The sequence below is a fragment of the Segatella hominis genome (genome assembly GCF_004535825.1).
In the GTDB taxonomy this organism is placed as follows: domain Bacteria; phylum Bacteroidota; class Bacteroidia; order Bacteroidales; family Bacteroidaceae; genus Prevotella; species Prevotella hominis.
In genome coordinates, this window is record NZ_SGVY01000009.1 from 22,483 (window position 1) to 37,345 (window position 14,863).

Consider the following 14,863-nt stretch of genomic DNA (forward strand, 5'->3'; position numbering starts at 1 on the left):
ACCATCACGCTGGAAACATTCATCCTATTTCACGATGGTATTACTTCACAATCACTTTGATTCCATTTACAATATAAATGCCTGAAGGCACAGGAATCACTTGTCTTTCACCTGCCTGAACTGCAACTGAAGTTACTTTCTGTCCACTCAGATTAAAGATCTTTACGGTCTGAGAGCGGTCAGATGATATGATAATCTCGCCATTGCCACCATAGATACCCTTGTTCAAGGAAATGGTTGAAATACCAGAAGGCTGACCAGCTACATAAACAACCAAATTAAATGGCTCAAACGAATAATAGCCACCCGAAACTATGTCAAGTCTATTTTTAGACAAAGTGGTTGGAATATCGTAATATTCATTATCTGTCAAACTCATGAACCACAAATCAGAGATGATTGTATTGCCGCCCAACTCGTTAGGGTCAAAAGACTTAGAAATCGTAGTGGTCGCTCCATTACCAGGAATGCGTACCGTCTCAAAACGAGGGACAAAGCTTCTTTCATTCGTACTATATGCTACCAAGGCATATTTCAACAAAGCTGTACCTCCATCGTTCTTGATAGCAAAATTGAATTGGGCAAAAGCATCATTCGTCTTTGGAGCTTTCACTTTATTACTACCATAAGTCGCCTTTTCGGTCTCATATTCATTTGGAGCCGCATTGGTCCATGCCTTTACAACTGTGAATACAGGGGCTGCAGGTGTAGCTCCCACCGTAAACTTTTTGCCATTAACAAAGACATTTTCTGCTCCTGCATCAGTCAACCAAAGATATAAATCACCTTCCGAAGGAGACAACTCTACTTTTCTGGTAATAGAACTATGCGCAGGAACCGTGACATACACATCCGTCGCGGCTTGGTTTGGCATAGTAGCAGTCGTATTGCTGAAGATATTGATGGCTCCCAAATATTCGATATCACCCTGATTCTGGATAGTAATTTCAAAGCCATTGGTTAATCCACCCAATAGTTCTTCGGTTGGAGTGATATCTGCTTTCAATTGCGAGCGAACCAGAGTCAGTTTTTGAGCTGTAGCCTCAACGACATAAGGCCGCATTTCAGAATTAGCGCATTTGTTCCAATGAACATGATCGGTACTGTAAATCGCATAGATCGTGGTCTGTCCGATTGGGAAAGCATAATCAAATTCAAACAAGAAAGTATTACCATAAGTTCTGCCATTATCTTGGATACCCTTAAAAGAGAATTCCTTAACCCCAGAGATTGGAACATAAGTACCATCAGACTTCAATATACCATAAGCGATAGAGCCTGTCATATTCTGACGACTCTGATTACAGAAATAGTTTTGTATTTTCAAAGCAAATTTATCTGAAACCTGATTTCTTGTATCCTTAGTCAGTTCAAAAACAGACATTTTATCCCAATAGCTCTGCACAATAGGAGCGAAAGGTGCTACAGGCTCATCTACCTTACCATTATCAGGAGCCACACCAACCAACATACTACAACTGCGGTTGTAACCATCCTGTGCATTACCGGAGCCGACACCACCCTTCTCAGGATTCAAGATCGTAACATCAAAATAACCATTCTGATAGCCTCCCCAGCCCCAGTTGATATGATAAAGTCCCTGTCCATCGGAACCATCACAGATAAACTGATGACCACCATCAGTAGAAGAACCTGAATAGAAAACCGGACGTCCAGCAGCCAATTCATTGTCAAGAATCTGAGTCCATTCTGCCAGAGAATATAAAGAGCGAGATAAATCCAGCATCATATCGGCATCATATCCGAAATACTTAGCCAAGGGCGCTGGTGTAAGATTTGCACCCGACGAACTACCATAACCCATCTGCACGGCAGCTCCACAATGGAACATCAATTTGGCTACAGCATTAGCCTGAGTTTCGGAATAACTACCCTCGGCACTACTATAGAAAGGTAACATGTTGTCCCAATCATATACACCATCGCTCTTGCTGATACCAGGAACGGCTACATCCCTGCCATACCATTTCTTAGTATATTCAGGAATATCCTGCAACAATTGTTTAGGATGCTTATAATAAGCCATCACCTGTGCCATAGCCGTAGCCACACAACCGGTAACAGCCCGATTTTTACCATCATAAATCGGACACATATTATTAAAAGGCTTACTCTGATTCCATGCAATATTACCCAATAATGGAGAAACTGCCTTGGAATGGGTAGTATTTACCGAAGAACGGTAAGCTTTTACCTCTGCCAAATTGCGCAGAGTAGCTTGATCGCCCTTGGTCACAGCCTCTACCATCTCCTGATAAGCCTTCATGAAGTTCTTATAACTTTCTGGAAGAGATGCCTCATCATAAGTTCCCTGATCGGTATAACCCACGATTTCCGGCAGACAATCGTCGCCCGACACAATCGTGAAACCCTTTCCCTCACCATGAGGAAAAACATAATAACTGGCAGTTTCCTGATCAGAAGCCTGAGATTTCTGAGTTTTGTCACCAAAACCAAAAGACTTCGCCTGTGATGCAGCAGACTCATCCATGACAATACCCAACAAAGCAGCCTGGCGCTCTGCTATCTGCTTGGCTTGTCGGAAACTACGTGGTCCTGCAAATGCTGATACAGAGATCAACAACAGGATTAATAATAATAGGTGTAAACGAATACATTTCATAAGCAATATATCAAAAAGTTTAATTGAGTTGTATCGGCCACAAATATACGACAAATCTTCTACACTTGCAAGTTTTTCCTAAGAAAATTCTGCAAATTGCTATATTCCCCATGAGCGAAAACGTTTGCGATATAATAATATCCCATTTATTTGGCGATAAGAAATTAAATGCGTATTTTTGCAACATCAACTGCAACCTATATGCAGAACAAGAAATAATAGCTATTTATTAATAACTCTATTAAACCCAGATTAATTCATGAAGAAATTTTTCAGTTTCGTATTTGCATGCCTGGCAACTTTTGCGTCACAGGCAGCAGAAACCAACAATTATGACGAGCTTTACCAGAATCTTCCATTCCAGATGGAGAAGGTAACACGCCCTCAATTCCCTGCCAACGAGGTTAACCTCAAGGATTTCGGAGCTATCGGCGATGGTTCTACGCTCTGTACTGATGCTTTCAAGAAAGCGATTGATGCACTGGACCAGAAAGGCGGTGGTAAACTGATTGTTCCACAAGGTGTATGGTTTACAGGTCCTATCACGCTGAAAAGCAACATCAACCTGCATATCGAAAAAGGTGGTGTCATCCTCTTTTCTGCTGATGTCAACCTCTATCCTCTCGTAGAAACCTCTTTCGAAGGTCTTGACACCCGCCGCTGCCAGTCTCCTATCTCTGGTAAAAACTTAGAGAACGTGGCTATCACCGGTCAGGGTGCCATCGATGGAAACGGCGAATATTGGCGTCCATTGAAGAAAGCAAAGGTTACTTCAGCCCAGTGGAAAGAGATTACTTCCCGTGGCGGTGCTTTCAAGAATCCTAACTACTGGTTCCCTTCTGAGGCTGCTCTCAAAGCTGATGAAAAAGGCGCTGGCATGAACGTTCCGCTCGGCATTACAACCGAAGAAGGCTGGAATGAGGTGAAAGACTATCTCCGTCCTGTGATGGTAAGTCTCATCAGCTGCAAAAACGTTTGGCTCAACGGCGTGATCTTCCAGAACTCTCCAGCCTGGAATATCCATCCTTTGATGTGCGAGAATGTACTTATTGAAGATGTATTGGTACGCAATCCTTCTTTTGCACAGAATGGTGATGGCCTTGATTTGGAATCATGCAAGAACGCACTGATTGTCAATTCTACTTTTGACGTAGGTGATGATGGTATCTGTATCAAGAGCGGTAAAGACCTTGACGGAAGAAAGCGTGGCATTCCATGTGAAAACGTGATTGTCGATGGATGCACCGTTTTCAAGGGTCACGGCGGTTTCGTGGTAGGTAGCGAAATGAGCGGTGGCGTCAAGAACATTATGGTACGTGATTGCCAGTTCCTCGGTACTGATGTTGGTTTACGTTTCAAGAGCGCCCGTGGTCGTGGCGGTGTCGTTGAGAACATCTACATCCAGGATATGTCTATGTTTGATATCCAAACCGATGTGATCACCTTTGATCTCTATTATGGTGGAAAATCAGCAGTTGAAGCATTAAACGACGGCGACCAGAAGAAGCAACAGGTGGTAGATATGAAGAAGGTCGATGAAACCACTCCAGCCTTCCGCAATATCGATATCAATCACGTCATCTGCCGTGGCGCACGCCGTGCCGCCTACTTCAATGGTCTTCCAGAGATGCCAGTGCAGAACATCAGCATCAGAGACCTGGAAGTAAACAATGCCCAACAAGGCATCGTCATCAACCGCACCGATGGTGTGAAGTTGGAAAACATCAAGGTGAGTACCAAGACCCACACCTTCGATGCCAAGAATTCCAAGAATGTAAGTGTCAACGGAAAGACATATAAGAAAATAGATGCCAACGGTATCACCCTTGACTTCTAATTTTCTCAAGATTATATCAATTACTTTAGATTACAGTCCTGCTTTTTCTGACATCATCTGAATCTCCTTTTTCAGATAGTCATAGAAAGCAGGACTTTCTATAACCTCTATATGACCAAACAAGCCTAAAACAAATCTGGAGATACCTATATAACTTGCCATTTCTGCTTCAAAAATCCATGATTTCTCCGTCTCTTTCACGATGAAATCGGCAGATTTTGGATATTCTTCTACGAAAACATTATATGCAAGCTGATCCAAACGAAGCTTGACCGGTAAGCGTTCATCTCCACTAAACATAAAGAGATCGGTAAACATCTGCTTATGTTTTGCTTCATTACTCCACTCCAAATCAAGCAAAATTACATCTCCCATTCGGGCCACCTTAAACGTCTTGTTCATCTTCGAACTTAATTCATAGCAGCGCACATCATTATTATTGTTCATCATGAGGAAAGGTTCTACCACGCGGTCGCTCATACTTTTGCTGTGTGGTGAAGAGTAATTCATAATTTTCACAAGTCTATGACGCTTGATGGCATCATAAAGCACACTCACATGATGAGCAGCCTGTTCACGTAATTGAGGATTAGAAAGGATGTTTAAGTCATAAAAACGGTCCAGTTTTCGACGCAGACGCTGGATAATGGCATTATTATCCTCCACCTTATTTAATATAGAGAGCATCGTCAGGGCTTCCTCCTCTGTGAAATTGATGGTTTCAAAGAGATGTTTGAAGAAAGGCGATTCTCTGTCCAGACTATAAATCTTTCCATTTTTCTCCACCTTGAATCCCCAATCACGGAAACTCTCCAAATAATAATAAAGCATACGGCGGGAAATGCCTATTCTGTCACAAATGGCATCTACCTCATAACGATGATTCTCGGTAAGGAGAAGCATCAGATTCATTTCTTTTTCTAACTTGTCGTGGCGCATAATCCTTGTTGATCCGTTTTTAAGGGAAAAGGTTCTGATTTCTGTTAATAGACCTTAACCCAACAACACTTTTAACATAAAAACTCAGAAAGTGAACATATATTGCACAAAAGCCCATTAATTTTGCATGCAGAATCAGAAAACAATATGTAAAACCCTTTAAAATATAAGAAAATGGAAAAGAATATCATCTTATCAGGTAATTTGGCAAAACAGTTTGCAAATGGAGAATACCGTCAGTTTGAACCATCTGCCGACGTAAAGTTTCTCATTGATAGTATCAGAAACGCAGCAGGTAAGATAAAAGTGCCTGTAGAATGGCTCCGCAAATATTACTCCACCGTATTGGAAAAAGAAATCAGCATGAAGCAAACTGCCCTCCTATTAGAGACACAATTTGCTTTCACGTTAGGAGTCATACCTGCAGACATTCATTTGGGTCTCCGTGCTTGCTTTTTAGGTTGGTTTGCTTGGTGTCTGCTGAAATGCAAGAAAGCCTTCAAAGATGCTTAATCCTTGAAATCAAGACTTAATTCACCGGAACCCAAAAGATTATAGCTCATGCGATGATAAGGAGTCACACCATACTCCTTAATGGCTGCACGATGCTTTTTAGTAGGATATCCCTTATTGCCTTTCCAGTCGTACTGTGGATATTCCTCTGCAAGCTCATCCATATAGTCATCACGATAAGTCTTGGCAAGGATGCTGGCTGCTGCTATCGCCAGATACTTTCCGTCACCTTTCACGATGGTTGTATAAGGTAAATCCTTGTAGGGCTTAAAACGATTACCATCTACAATGATTGCCTCCGGACGAACCTTCAGCTGATCCAAAGCACGGTGCATCGCTAAGAAACTGGCATTTAGAATATTAATTTTATCGATTTCATCGGGTGTAACTACACCTACAGCCCAAGCAACTGCATCGCGTTCAATCTGTTCACGGAGTGCCTTACGCTTCTTATCTGTAAGCTTTTTACTGTCATTGAGATCTGGATTTTGATAACCAGGAGGTAGAATGACGGCAGCAGCATATACGCTTCCTGCCAGGCATCCACGACCTGCTTCATCGCAACCAGCCTCAATCTTATCCATATAATAATGACTTTCCAGCATAAACTTCAAATTCTGTTGTTCTTGATTTAAAACATCAGTCTCTTGCTAAAACATCATAGCAACACGTTTCACACCAGCTACCAAAGCATCTACTTCTTCCTTCGTATTATACAAAGCGAAGCTGGCACGGACGGTTCCTAAAATACCATAACGATCCATCAGAGGCTGAGCACAATGATGACCAGTTCTGACAGCAATACCCAAACGGTCGAGCAATGTACCCATATCCATGTGATGAATATCTCCTACCAAGAAGCTGACAACAGCATCCTTGCCCTCTTGCTCGCCAAAAAGTCTGATTCCATCGATGGTTTTCATCTGTTCCATACAGTAGCGGGTCAACTCCTGCTCGTGCTTGGCGATATTGTCCATACCGAGAGCAGAGACATAATCGATGGCTTTTGCCAAGCCATGAGTAGCTACATAGTCAGGAGTTCCAGCCTCGAACTTAAAAGGCAACTTCTCAAAAGTGGTCTTCTCGAAGCTCACACTTTCAATCATTTCGCCTCCTCCTTGGTATGGAGGTAACTTATCGAGCCATTCTTCCTTACCATAAAGAACACCGATACCTGTTGGTCCATAAATCTTATGTCCGCTGAAAGCAAAGAAATCACAATCCAAGTCCTGCACATCCACAGCAAAGTGAGGAGTACTCTGAGCACCATCCACTATGACAGGTACATCATGCTCGTGAGCGATCTTGATCATCTCCTTTACTGGATTCACCGTACCTAATACATTGCTCACTTGGGCAATACTTACGATTTTAGTGCGATCGGTGAACAAATGAGTGAATTCATCGAGGTTAATCTCACCTTTATCATTAATAGGAATAACACGGATGGCAATTCCCTTCTTAGCAGCCTGCAACTGCCAAGGCACGATATTGGAATGGTGCTCCATTGTAGAAATAATCACCTCATCGCCCTCGCTCATAAACTCATCACAGAACGATGAAACCACAAGATTTAAACTTTCTGTAGTACCACGGGTAAAGATAATTTCCTCGATCTTAGGCGCATTGATAAACTTACGTACGGTCTCACGAGCTGCCTCATGAAGATCGGTAGCCTGCTGAGAAAGATAATGCACACCACGATGCACGTTGGCATTTACATTAAGATACTCATCGCGCATGGCATCAAGTACACACAATGGCTTCTGCGTTGTAGCCGCATTATCCAAATACACCAACGGTTTATCATATACAGTTCTCGATAAAATCGGGAAATCTTGACGTACTTTATTTATATCATACATAATCCTAAGACCTTTTATATCGTTAAAAAAAGGCGCTCCTCAAGCAGAGGAACGCTTTATTATTTATTTACAGAGTTTGCAACCCTCACACTTATTGAGTTCGCCACGGAATCGCTTCTCAACGAGATGATGCAGGCGGTCGCGCAATGGCTCCAGCTCCATCTTGTCGATGACTTCGTTGATAAATGCAAACTGAAGAAGCAACTTAGCCTCCTCGCGGCTCACACCACGCTGCTGCATGTAGAACAATGCTGCATCGTTGAGCTGACCTACAGTACTTCCATGCGCACACTTCACATCATCGGCATAAATCTCCAGCATCGGCTGGGTAAACATACGGGCAGTCTTCGTAGCACAGAGATTCTGGTTGGTTTCCTGAGAAGTAGTCTTCTGGGCACCATGACGAACCAAGACTCTACCGGCAAAAGCACCACGTGCTTCTCCATCGAGCACATACTTATAAAGTTCGTTGCTGGTGCAATGACCCACCTGATGATCAATAAGTGTATTATTATCAACCACCTGATTCTTATCAGCAATCACGCAACCATTGCAGAAACACTCAGCACCTTCTCCCTTGAACACCAGATCGAGACGGTTGCGAGTGATACCATTATGAAGTGTAATCACGTTATGGTTCACACGGCTATTGGCCTGTTGCTCGATATACACATTGCTGACACGACGGTTCTTATAATGAGTCTCCTCCAGACAATAGAGATCGAGACTGGCATTCTCACCTACGTATGCCTCAATGACCTGAGTAGCGAGGAAGTTCTTATCGTCAGCAGCATGGTCACAGAAGAGGAACTTTGCCTCAGCTCCCTGCTCCAAGACAATGAGAACGCGACGGTTTACCATCAGGTCAACATCCGAACGAAGGATATTGATAACCTGTATGGTACGATCCAGTTTTACATTCTTTGGAATATAGATGAGCAAGCCATCCTGTGCCAGGAATGTGTTCAATGCAGTGATACCATCTTCATCTGTTTTTGCGATCTTAGCATAGTATTTTGCGATGAATTCGGGATTTTCTGTAGCAACCTTGCACAAAGAATCCACGATAACACCCTCTGGCAACTCCACTTTTGGAAGAGCTTTATTATAGAAAGCATCGTTCACTACGAAGTAAAGTGAAGTACTCAGATTAGGAACATCGCAACGGAAAGCCTGGTATGGATCTACTGGAATTTCCAAGCGATTCAAATTCAAGCCATAATCAGGCTCGAAGATGGCGCTCATATCGGTATATTTGTATCTTTCTACCTTACGGGAAGGGAAGCCCAAGCGACGGAAGTCCTCGAATGCTGCATCGCGCACCGCATTGAGAACCTCAGCACTGTTCCTCTTGATCATTCTCGAAGAAGACTGATACAAATCTAAATATTGTTTTTCTGAAAGCATAGCCATCCTCCTAATTATTTCTCATCTACCTCAGCCTTAATCCAGTCATAACCACGAGTCTCAATCTCCTTGGCAAGTTCAGGACCTGCAGTTTTCACAATTCTACCTTTATAAAGAACGTGAACCACACTTGGCTTAATCATATCGAGCAAACGCTCATAGTGAGTGATGACGATGGCAGAAGTCTGATCGGTATGCATCTTGTTTACACCGTCTGCCACGATACGCATCGCATCCACGTCAAGACCTGAGTCGGTTTCATCGAGAATAGAAAGCTTTGGCTCCAACATCGCCATCTGGAAAATCTCGTTGCGCTTCTTCTCACCACCCGAGAAGCCTTCGTTTACAGAACGGCGAGCCAACTTGCTATCCAATTCCACCAACGCACGCTTCTCACGCATCAGCTTCATGAATTCGCTGGTGTTCAATGGCTCCAAGCCCTGATACTCACGCTTGGCATTGATAGCCGCACGCATGAAGTTGGTCATGGATACACCAGGAATCTCCACTGGATACTGGAAAGAAAGGAACAATCCTTCACGGGCACGATCCTCTGGCTTCATTTCCAGAAGGTTCTTGCCGTTGAAGATAGCCTCGCCCTCGGTTACGGTATAGAGAGGGTTACCTGTGAGCACAGCGCTCAAGGTTGACTTACCAGAACCGTTAGGTCCCATAATCGCATGTATCTCACCATCCTTAATGGTCAGGTTGATACCTTTCAATATTTCTTTGCCTGCAATAGTAGCATGCAGATTCTTTACCTCTAACATATTATTACTTAAAAAATGCGTTCAAAATATTGGAACATAACTCTTCAAAGAAAGATGGTGACTTCTCCCAGCCCCATTGCACAAACAACGAAGGAGGGTCTAGTACCCAAAATGAGCACTCACCTGGTCGTATGACCTTACCCTTCATCTGCGGAACATAACTCGATGTCTGCATAATGGACTTGGTCAATGTAGGGTCAGACTCATCAACATGACAATATCGACCACAACGAAGATACACATTTTGCTCTTGCTTGCATTTCGCAACAAAAGATGCAACGATGGAATCTTGCTGTGCCGTCAAGCCATTTTTTTGATGATTGAAAAGGTCTTGAGCCGTTAAGTTCAAGCTATCAACTAACAATAACATCAACAACATTCTTTTCATAACCACCTCTCTTTCTTATTATTCTTAGCCAACGGTGCCTTCGAGTGAAACACTCAGGAGTTTCTGTGCCTCTACGGCAAACTCCATAGGCAACTTGTTGAGCACGTCCTTGGCATAACCGTTTACAATCAAGCCGACAGCCTCCTCGGTAGGAATGCCTCGCTGATTGCAATAGAAGAGCTGGTCTTCTGAAATCTTCGAGGTAGTTGCCTCATGCTCGAACACGGCTGTGTCGTTATGAGCATCCATGTATGGGAAGGTATGTGCTCCGCAATCGCTACCCAGCAACAAAGAGTCGCAGGAACTGTAGTTGCGGGCATTATCGGCATTGGATGTAGCACGAACCAGACCACGATAGGAGTTCTGGCTATGACCAGCCGAAATACCCTTCGAGATGATGGTACTCTTGGTGTTCTTACCCATGTGAATCATCTTGGTACCTGTATCAGCCTCCTGATAGTTGTTGGTAACAGCCACACTGTAGAACTCAGCTACAGAGTTATCGCCACGCAAGATACAGGAAGGATACTTCCAGGTAATCGCAGAACCCGTCTCTACCTGAGTCCAGCTCAACTTAGAGTTGACACCACGCAAGTCGCCTCGTTTGGTTACCAGGTTCAGCACACCACCCTTACCATGTTCATCACCAGGATACCAGTTCTGAACGGTAGAGTACTTCACCTCAGCATTATCCTTGACAATAATCTCTACGATAGCTGCATGGAGCTGGTTCTCATCACGCATTGGCGCTGTACATCCCTCTAAGTAAGAAACGTATGCATCATCATCGGCGATGATCAATGTACGCTCGAACTGACCGGTGTTACGGGCATTGATGCGGAAGTAACTGCTCAACTCCATCGGACAGCGGACGCCCTTAGGAATATAGACGAATGAGCCATCACTGAATACACAACTGTTCAAGGCTGCATAGAAGTTATCACGATAAGGAACAACGGTTCCTAAATACTCCTTTACCAAATCAGGATGTTCCTTTACAGCCTCACCAATACTGCAGAAGATGACTCCTTTCTCACGAAGTTTCTCCTTGAAGGTAGTCTTCACCGATACAGAGTCCATAATGGCATCCACAGCGGTACCGCTCAAAGCCAAGCGCTCCTCCAGAGGAATACCGAGTTTATCGAATGTCTTCTCCAACTCAGGATCAATCTCCTTGTTCTTTGGCTTCTTAGCCAAAGGGTCTGCATAATATGAAATCTCCTGGTAGTCAACAGGTGGCACGTGTACGTGTCCCCACTTTGGCTCCTTGAGCGTCTTCCAGTAATGGTAGGCTTTCAGACGAAATTCGAGCATCCAATCTGGCTCTCCCTTCTTCTGCGAGATGAGGCGCACAACATCCTCGTTGAGTCCTTTCTCTATGATTTCAGTATGCACATCAGTAGTAAAGCCGAATTCATATTTCTGCTCAGCCACCTGCTTGACAAACTGATTCTTTTCTTGTTCTTTCTCTGCCATTTTATTTAGAATAACCTTTCGTTATTTAAACCCTAAATAGGGATAAGCCACCAAGGACTCATCCCTACCTTATTATATATAGGATAGAGCGAAAAGACAAATGAAATCTTCACTTTTCGTTCATCATTCTTCACTCTTCACTTGATTAAAGTTTCTGCTCTACCTCGATTTCTGTGAAGGTCTCGATAACGTCGCCTTCCTGGATATCGTTGTAGTTGACAAGGCTCAAACCGCATTCCATACCGGTAACAACCTCCTTGACATCATCCTTGTAACGCTTCAAGGCACCGATTTCTGCAGTACGGATCACGATACCATCACGGATGACGCGAGCCTTATCCTTAGCGTGTACCTTACCCTCGGTAACGAGACCACCGGCAATAGTACCCACCTTGGAAATCTTGAAGGTCTGCTTCACCTCTACCTGACCGGTAACGATTTCCTTCTTCACCTTGTCGAGCATACCAACCATCGCACTCTTGATATCGTCGATAGCATCGTAGATGATAGAGTATGTGTTGATTTCAACACCCTCACGGTCGGCAGCCTTGCGAGCATCGGCAGATGGACGAACCTGGAAACCAACGATGACAGCATCTGAAGCAGAAGCCAACATCACATCGTTCTCAGAAATCTGACCCACAGCCTTGTTGACTACGTTCACCTGAACCTTCTCGGTAGAAAGCTTGATGAATGAGTCGCTCAATGCCTCAACAGAACCGTCGGTATCACCCTTCACAATGACGTTCAACTCGTGGAACTCACCACGTGCGATACGGTGAGAGATATCACCCAAGGTCAAGCGCTTCTGAGTACGCAAGCCCTGTTCACGCTGCAACTGCTCACGCTTGTTGGCAATTTCGCGAGCCTCCTGTTCTGTCTCGATTACGTGGAACTGGTCACCTGCTGTAGGCGCACCGTTCAAACCGAGGATGATAGCTGGCTCTGCAGGAGCAGCTGACTTGATATTGGCATTACGCTCATTGAACATTGCCTTTACACGACCCCAAGAAGTACCGGCGAGTACGATGTCGCCAACCTTCAAGGTACCATTGGCTACCAATACGGTAGAAACATATCCACGACCCTTGTCGAGAGAAGACTCGATGATGGTACCTGAAGCACGACGGTTAGGGTTAGCCTTCAAGTCGAGCATATCAGCCTCAAGGAGCACCTTGTCGAGCAGATCGTGAACACCAATACCCTTCTTGGCACTGATTTCCTGGCACTGATACTTACCGCCCCATTCCTCAACAAGCAGGTTCATGTTAGCCAAGTCCTCGCGGATACGGTCTGGGTTAGCACCTGGCTTATCAATCTTGTTGATAGCAAACACCATTGGCACACCAGCAGCCTGAGCATGAGCGATAGCCTCCTTGGTAGTAGGCATCACAGAGTCATCGGCAGCGATGATGATGATGGCGATATCGGTAGCCTGAGCACCACGGGCACGCATGGCGGTAAACGCCTCATGACCAGGAGTATCCAGGAAGGTTACCTTGCGACCGCTTTTCAGGGTCACACTGTAGGCACCGATGTGCTGGGTAATACCACCCGCCTCACCAGCAATCACATTGGTATTGCGGATATAGTCGAGCAAAGATGTCTTACCATGGTCAACGTGACCCATCACAGTTACGATTGGAGCACGTGGAACCAAGTCGTTCTCATCATCCTCTTCCTCGCTCACAGCCTCCTGAACCTCAGCGCTGACATATTCGGTCTTGAATCCGAACTCCTCAGCCACCATGTTGATGGTCTCTGCATCCAGACGCTGGTTGATAGATACCATGATACCAACACCCATCAAGGTAGAGATAACCTGAGTAACGCTGATGTCCATCATCGTAGCCAATTCGCTTACAGTAACGAACTCCGTGAGTTTCAGGATCTTACTTTCCTTCTGCTCCTGACGAGCCTGATCTTGCAATTTCTCCTGAACAGCCTCACGCTTCTCCTTACGGTATTTAGCACCCTTCTTGTTCTGGCTCTTGCTGGTCAAACGAGCAAGAGTCTCCTTTACCTGGCGTGCTACAGCCTCGTCGTCAACTTCTATCTGACGCTGGTTGTTCTGATTGCCGCTCTTGTTGTTATTATTTCTGTTCTTATTCTTTTTCTTCTTATTGCCACCATTTTGGTTGTTCTGGTTGCCACCATTATTCTTGTTGCCCCCATTATTACCCTGGTTAGCCTCAGCATTGATATCAACACGTTCCTTGTTGATACGCACGCGTTTCTTTCTCTCACTGTGCTGCTGTGCAAGTTTTTCCTCACGTTCCTTGCGGCGTTCCTCCTTACTCTTCTTCTTAGGACGAGTACTCTGATTCAAGGAAGACAAATCGATCTTACCCAACACCTTAGGTTCATTGGCAGAGAATTTCTTCTCACTCTTGAGGGTGAACACGCTTCCAGAAGCATTCGTTTCAGCTGGCTTCTCGCCTTGTTGTGGCTGATTGTTGTTAGCCTGATTTTGCATTGACTTATGATTATTTTGCTTCTGTTGGCCATTATTTCTCTCACCATTCTGCTTATGCTGGTGAGACATCTGTCCGCCAGCATTACCTTTCTGATGTTCATGACTTGCTTTTACTTCAGCCTTAGAAGCATTAGTAACAGGCGCAGAGCTGACGGCAGCAGACTCCTTTCCAGACGCCTTACGATTCTCAGGAGCAGCAGACTTAGCAGTAGGTTTTCCGATGCTATCCAAGTCTATCTTGCCCAATGGTTTAAACTGTTGTTTACCATTAGACACCTCGGCATTCTCCTCACGGTCTTCCTTCTGCTCTGGAACACGTTTCTTATCTTTTGTTTTCTTGGTGAAAAGCTTTTCCGCCTGGTCACGGACCTTCTTGTCCTGACTGAAGGCATCGGTCAGAGCCTTATATTGCTGATCGCTAAGCTTGAAGCTTGGTTCTGCCTCGACCTCTCCCAGGTCACTTCTCTTAGATAGGAATTCAACTGCCGTCTGAAGTCCTATATTTAATTCACGTAGTGCTTTGTTTAATCTGATGCTCATATTTATTA

11 protein-coding genes are annotated in these 14,863 nt (G+C 44.4%); 2 read left to right on the forward strand and 9 right to left on the reverse strand.

Going from position 1 to position 14,863, the window contains the following annotated elements; genetic code table 11:
- Positions 1–40: 40 nt before the first annotated feature.
- The gene (locus EXN75_RS04995) at positions 41–2,644 is read right to left on the reverse strand and encodes a thiol protease/hemagglutinin PrtT (protein WP_134842984.1); all 2,604 of its coding nucleotides are present in this window, start codon (positions 2,642–2,644) and stop codon (positions 41–43) included.
- A gap of 259 nt (positions 2,645–2,903) precedes the next feature.
- Between EXN75_RS04995 and EXN75_RS05000 the strand changes: the two genes are divergently transcribed.
- The gene (locus EXN75_RS05000) at positions 2,904–4,481 is read left to right on the forward strand and encodes a glycoside hydrolase family 28 protein (RefSeq protein ID WP_134842985.1); all 1,578 of its coding nucleotides are present in this window, start codon (positions 2,904–2,906) and stop codon (positions 4,479–4,481) included.
- A 30-nt stretch (positions 4,482–4,511) separates the two neighbouring features.
- Here the strand turns inward: EXN75_RS05000 and EXN75_RS05005 are convergent, their stop codons facing one another.
- Positions 4,512–5,393: a helix-turn-helix transcriptional regulator gene (locus EXN75_RS05005; RefSeq protein WP_246031295.1), complete on the reverse strand. Its 882-nt coding sequence runs from the start codon at positions 5,391–5,393 to the stop codon at positions 4,512–4,514.
- A gap of 201 nt (positions 5,394–5,594) precedes the next feature.
- Between EXN75_RS05005 and EXN75_RS05010 the strand changes: the two genes are divergently transcribed.
- On the forward strand, positions 5,595–5,933 hold the full coding sequence (locus EXN75_RS05010) for an ATP-binding protein (RefSeq protein ID WP_134842986.1): 339 nt from the start codon (positions 5,595–5,597) through the stop codon (positions 5,931–5,933).
- Here EXN75_RS05010 and EXN75_RS05015 read toward each other — a convergent pair.
- From EXN75_RS05015 to infB, 7 genes are all read right to left on the reverse strand, one after another.
- Positions 5,930–6,538, reverse strand: a complete 609-nt coding sequence (locus tag EXN75_RS05015) for a ribonuclease HII (RefSeq protein ID WP_134842987.1) — start codon at positions 6,536–6,538, stop codon at positions 5,930–5,932. The genes EXN75_RS05010 and EXN75_RS05015 overlap by 4 nt on opposite strands.
- A 45-nt stretch (positions 6,539–6,583) precedes the next feature.
- Positions 6,584–7,798, reverse strand: a complete 1,215-nt coding sequence (locus tag EXN75_RS05020) for an aminotransferase class V-fold PLP-dependent enzyme (protein WP_134842988.1) — start codon at positions 7,796–7,798, stop codon at positions 6,584–6,586.
- Between the two features lie 63 nt (positions 7,799–7,861).
- Complete coding sequence (gene sufD, locus EXN75_RS05025) at positions 7,862–9,205, reverse strand: Fe-S cluster assembly protein SufD (RefSeq protein WP_118116605.1); 1,344 nt, start codon at positions 9,203–9,205, stop codon at positions 7,862–7,864.
- 14 nt (positions 9,206–9,219) lie between these two features.
- On the reverse strand, positions 9,220–9,975 hold the full coding sequence (sufC, locus tag EXN75_RS05030; RefSeq protein WP_022111235.1) for a Fe-S cluster assembly ATPase SufC: 756 nt from the start codon (positions 9,973–9,975) through the stop codon (positions 9,220–9,222).
- A gap of 4 nt (positions 9,976–9,979) precedes the next feature.
- Positions 9,980–10,363 (reverse strand): hypothetical protein, encoded by a 384-nt coding sequence (locus EXN75_RS05035; RefSeq protein ID WP_134842989.1) that lies wholly within the window; start codon positions 10,361–10,363, stop codon positions 9,980–9,982.
- 24 nt (positions 10,364–10,387) lie between these two features.
- Positions 10,388–11,839, reverse strand: a complete 1,452-nt coding sequence (sufB, locus tag EXN75_RS05040; protein ID WP_022111236.1) for a Fe-S cluster assembly protein SufB — start codon at positions 11,837–11,839, stop codon at positions 10,388–10,390.
- Between the two features lie 145 nt (positions 11,840–11,984).
- Positions 11,985–14,855, reverse strand: coding sequence for a translation initiation factor IF-2 (gene infB / locus EXN75_RS05045; RefSeq protein ID WP_134842990.1), 2,871 nt, complete (start codon positions 14,853–14,855; stop codon positions 11,985–11,987).
- Between the last annotated feature and the right edge of the window lie 8 nt (positions 14,856–14,863).

Excerpts from the sequence above, each read along its gene's own strand:
- EXN75_RS05035 (WP_134842989.1), bottom strand. The coding sequence starts at position 10,363 with ATGAAAAGAATGTTGTTGATGTTATTGTTAGTTGATAGCTTGAACTTA.
- EXN75_RS05015 (WP_134842987.1), bottom strand. The coding sequence starts at position 6,538 with ATGCTGGAAAGTCATTATTATATGGATAAGATTGAGGCTGGTTGCGAT.
- EXN75_RS04995 (WP_134842984.1), bottom strand. The coding sequence starts at position 2,644 with ATGAAATGTATTCGTTTACACCTATTATTATTAATCCTGTTGTTGATC.
- EXN75_RS05000 (WP_134842985.1), top strand. The coding sequence starts at position 2,904 with ATGAAGAAATTTTTCAGTTTCGTATTTGCATGCCTGGCAACTTTTGCG.
- sufD (WP_118116605.1), bottom strand. The coding sequence starts at position 9,205 with ATGCTTTCAGAAAAACAATATTTAGATTTGTATCAGTCTTCTTCGAGA.
- infB (WP_134842990.1), bottom strand. The coding sequence starts at position 14,855 with ATGAGCATCAGATTAAACAAAGCACTACGTGAATTAAATATAGGACTT.
- EXN75_RS05020 (WP_134842988.1), bottom strand. The coding sequence starts at position 7,798 with ATGTATGATATAAATAAAGTACGTCAAGATTTCCCGATTTTATCGAGA.
- EXN75_RS05005 (WP_246031295.1), bottom strand. The coding sequence starts at position 5,393 with ATGAATCTGATGCTTCTCCTTACCGAGAATCATCGTTATGAGGTAGAT.
- EXN75_RS05010 (WP_134842986.1), top strand. The coding sequence starts at position 5,595 with ATGGAAAAGAATATCATCTTATCAGGTAATTTGGCAAAACAGTTTGCA.
- sufB (WP_022111236.1), bottom strand. The coding sequence starts at position 11,839 with ATGGCAGAGAAAGAACAAGAAAAGAATCAGTTTGTCAAGCAGGTGGCT.
- sufC (WP_022111235.1), bottom strand. The coding sequence starts at position 9,975 with ATGTTAGAGGTAAAGAATCTGCATGCTACTATTGCAGGCAAAGAAATA.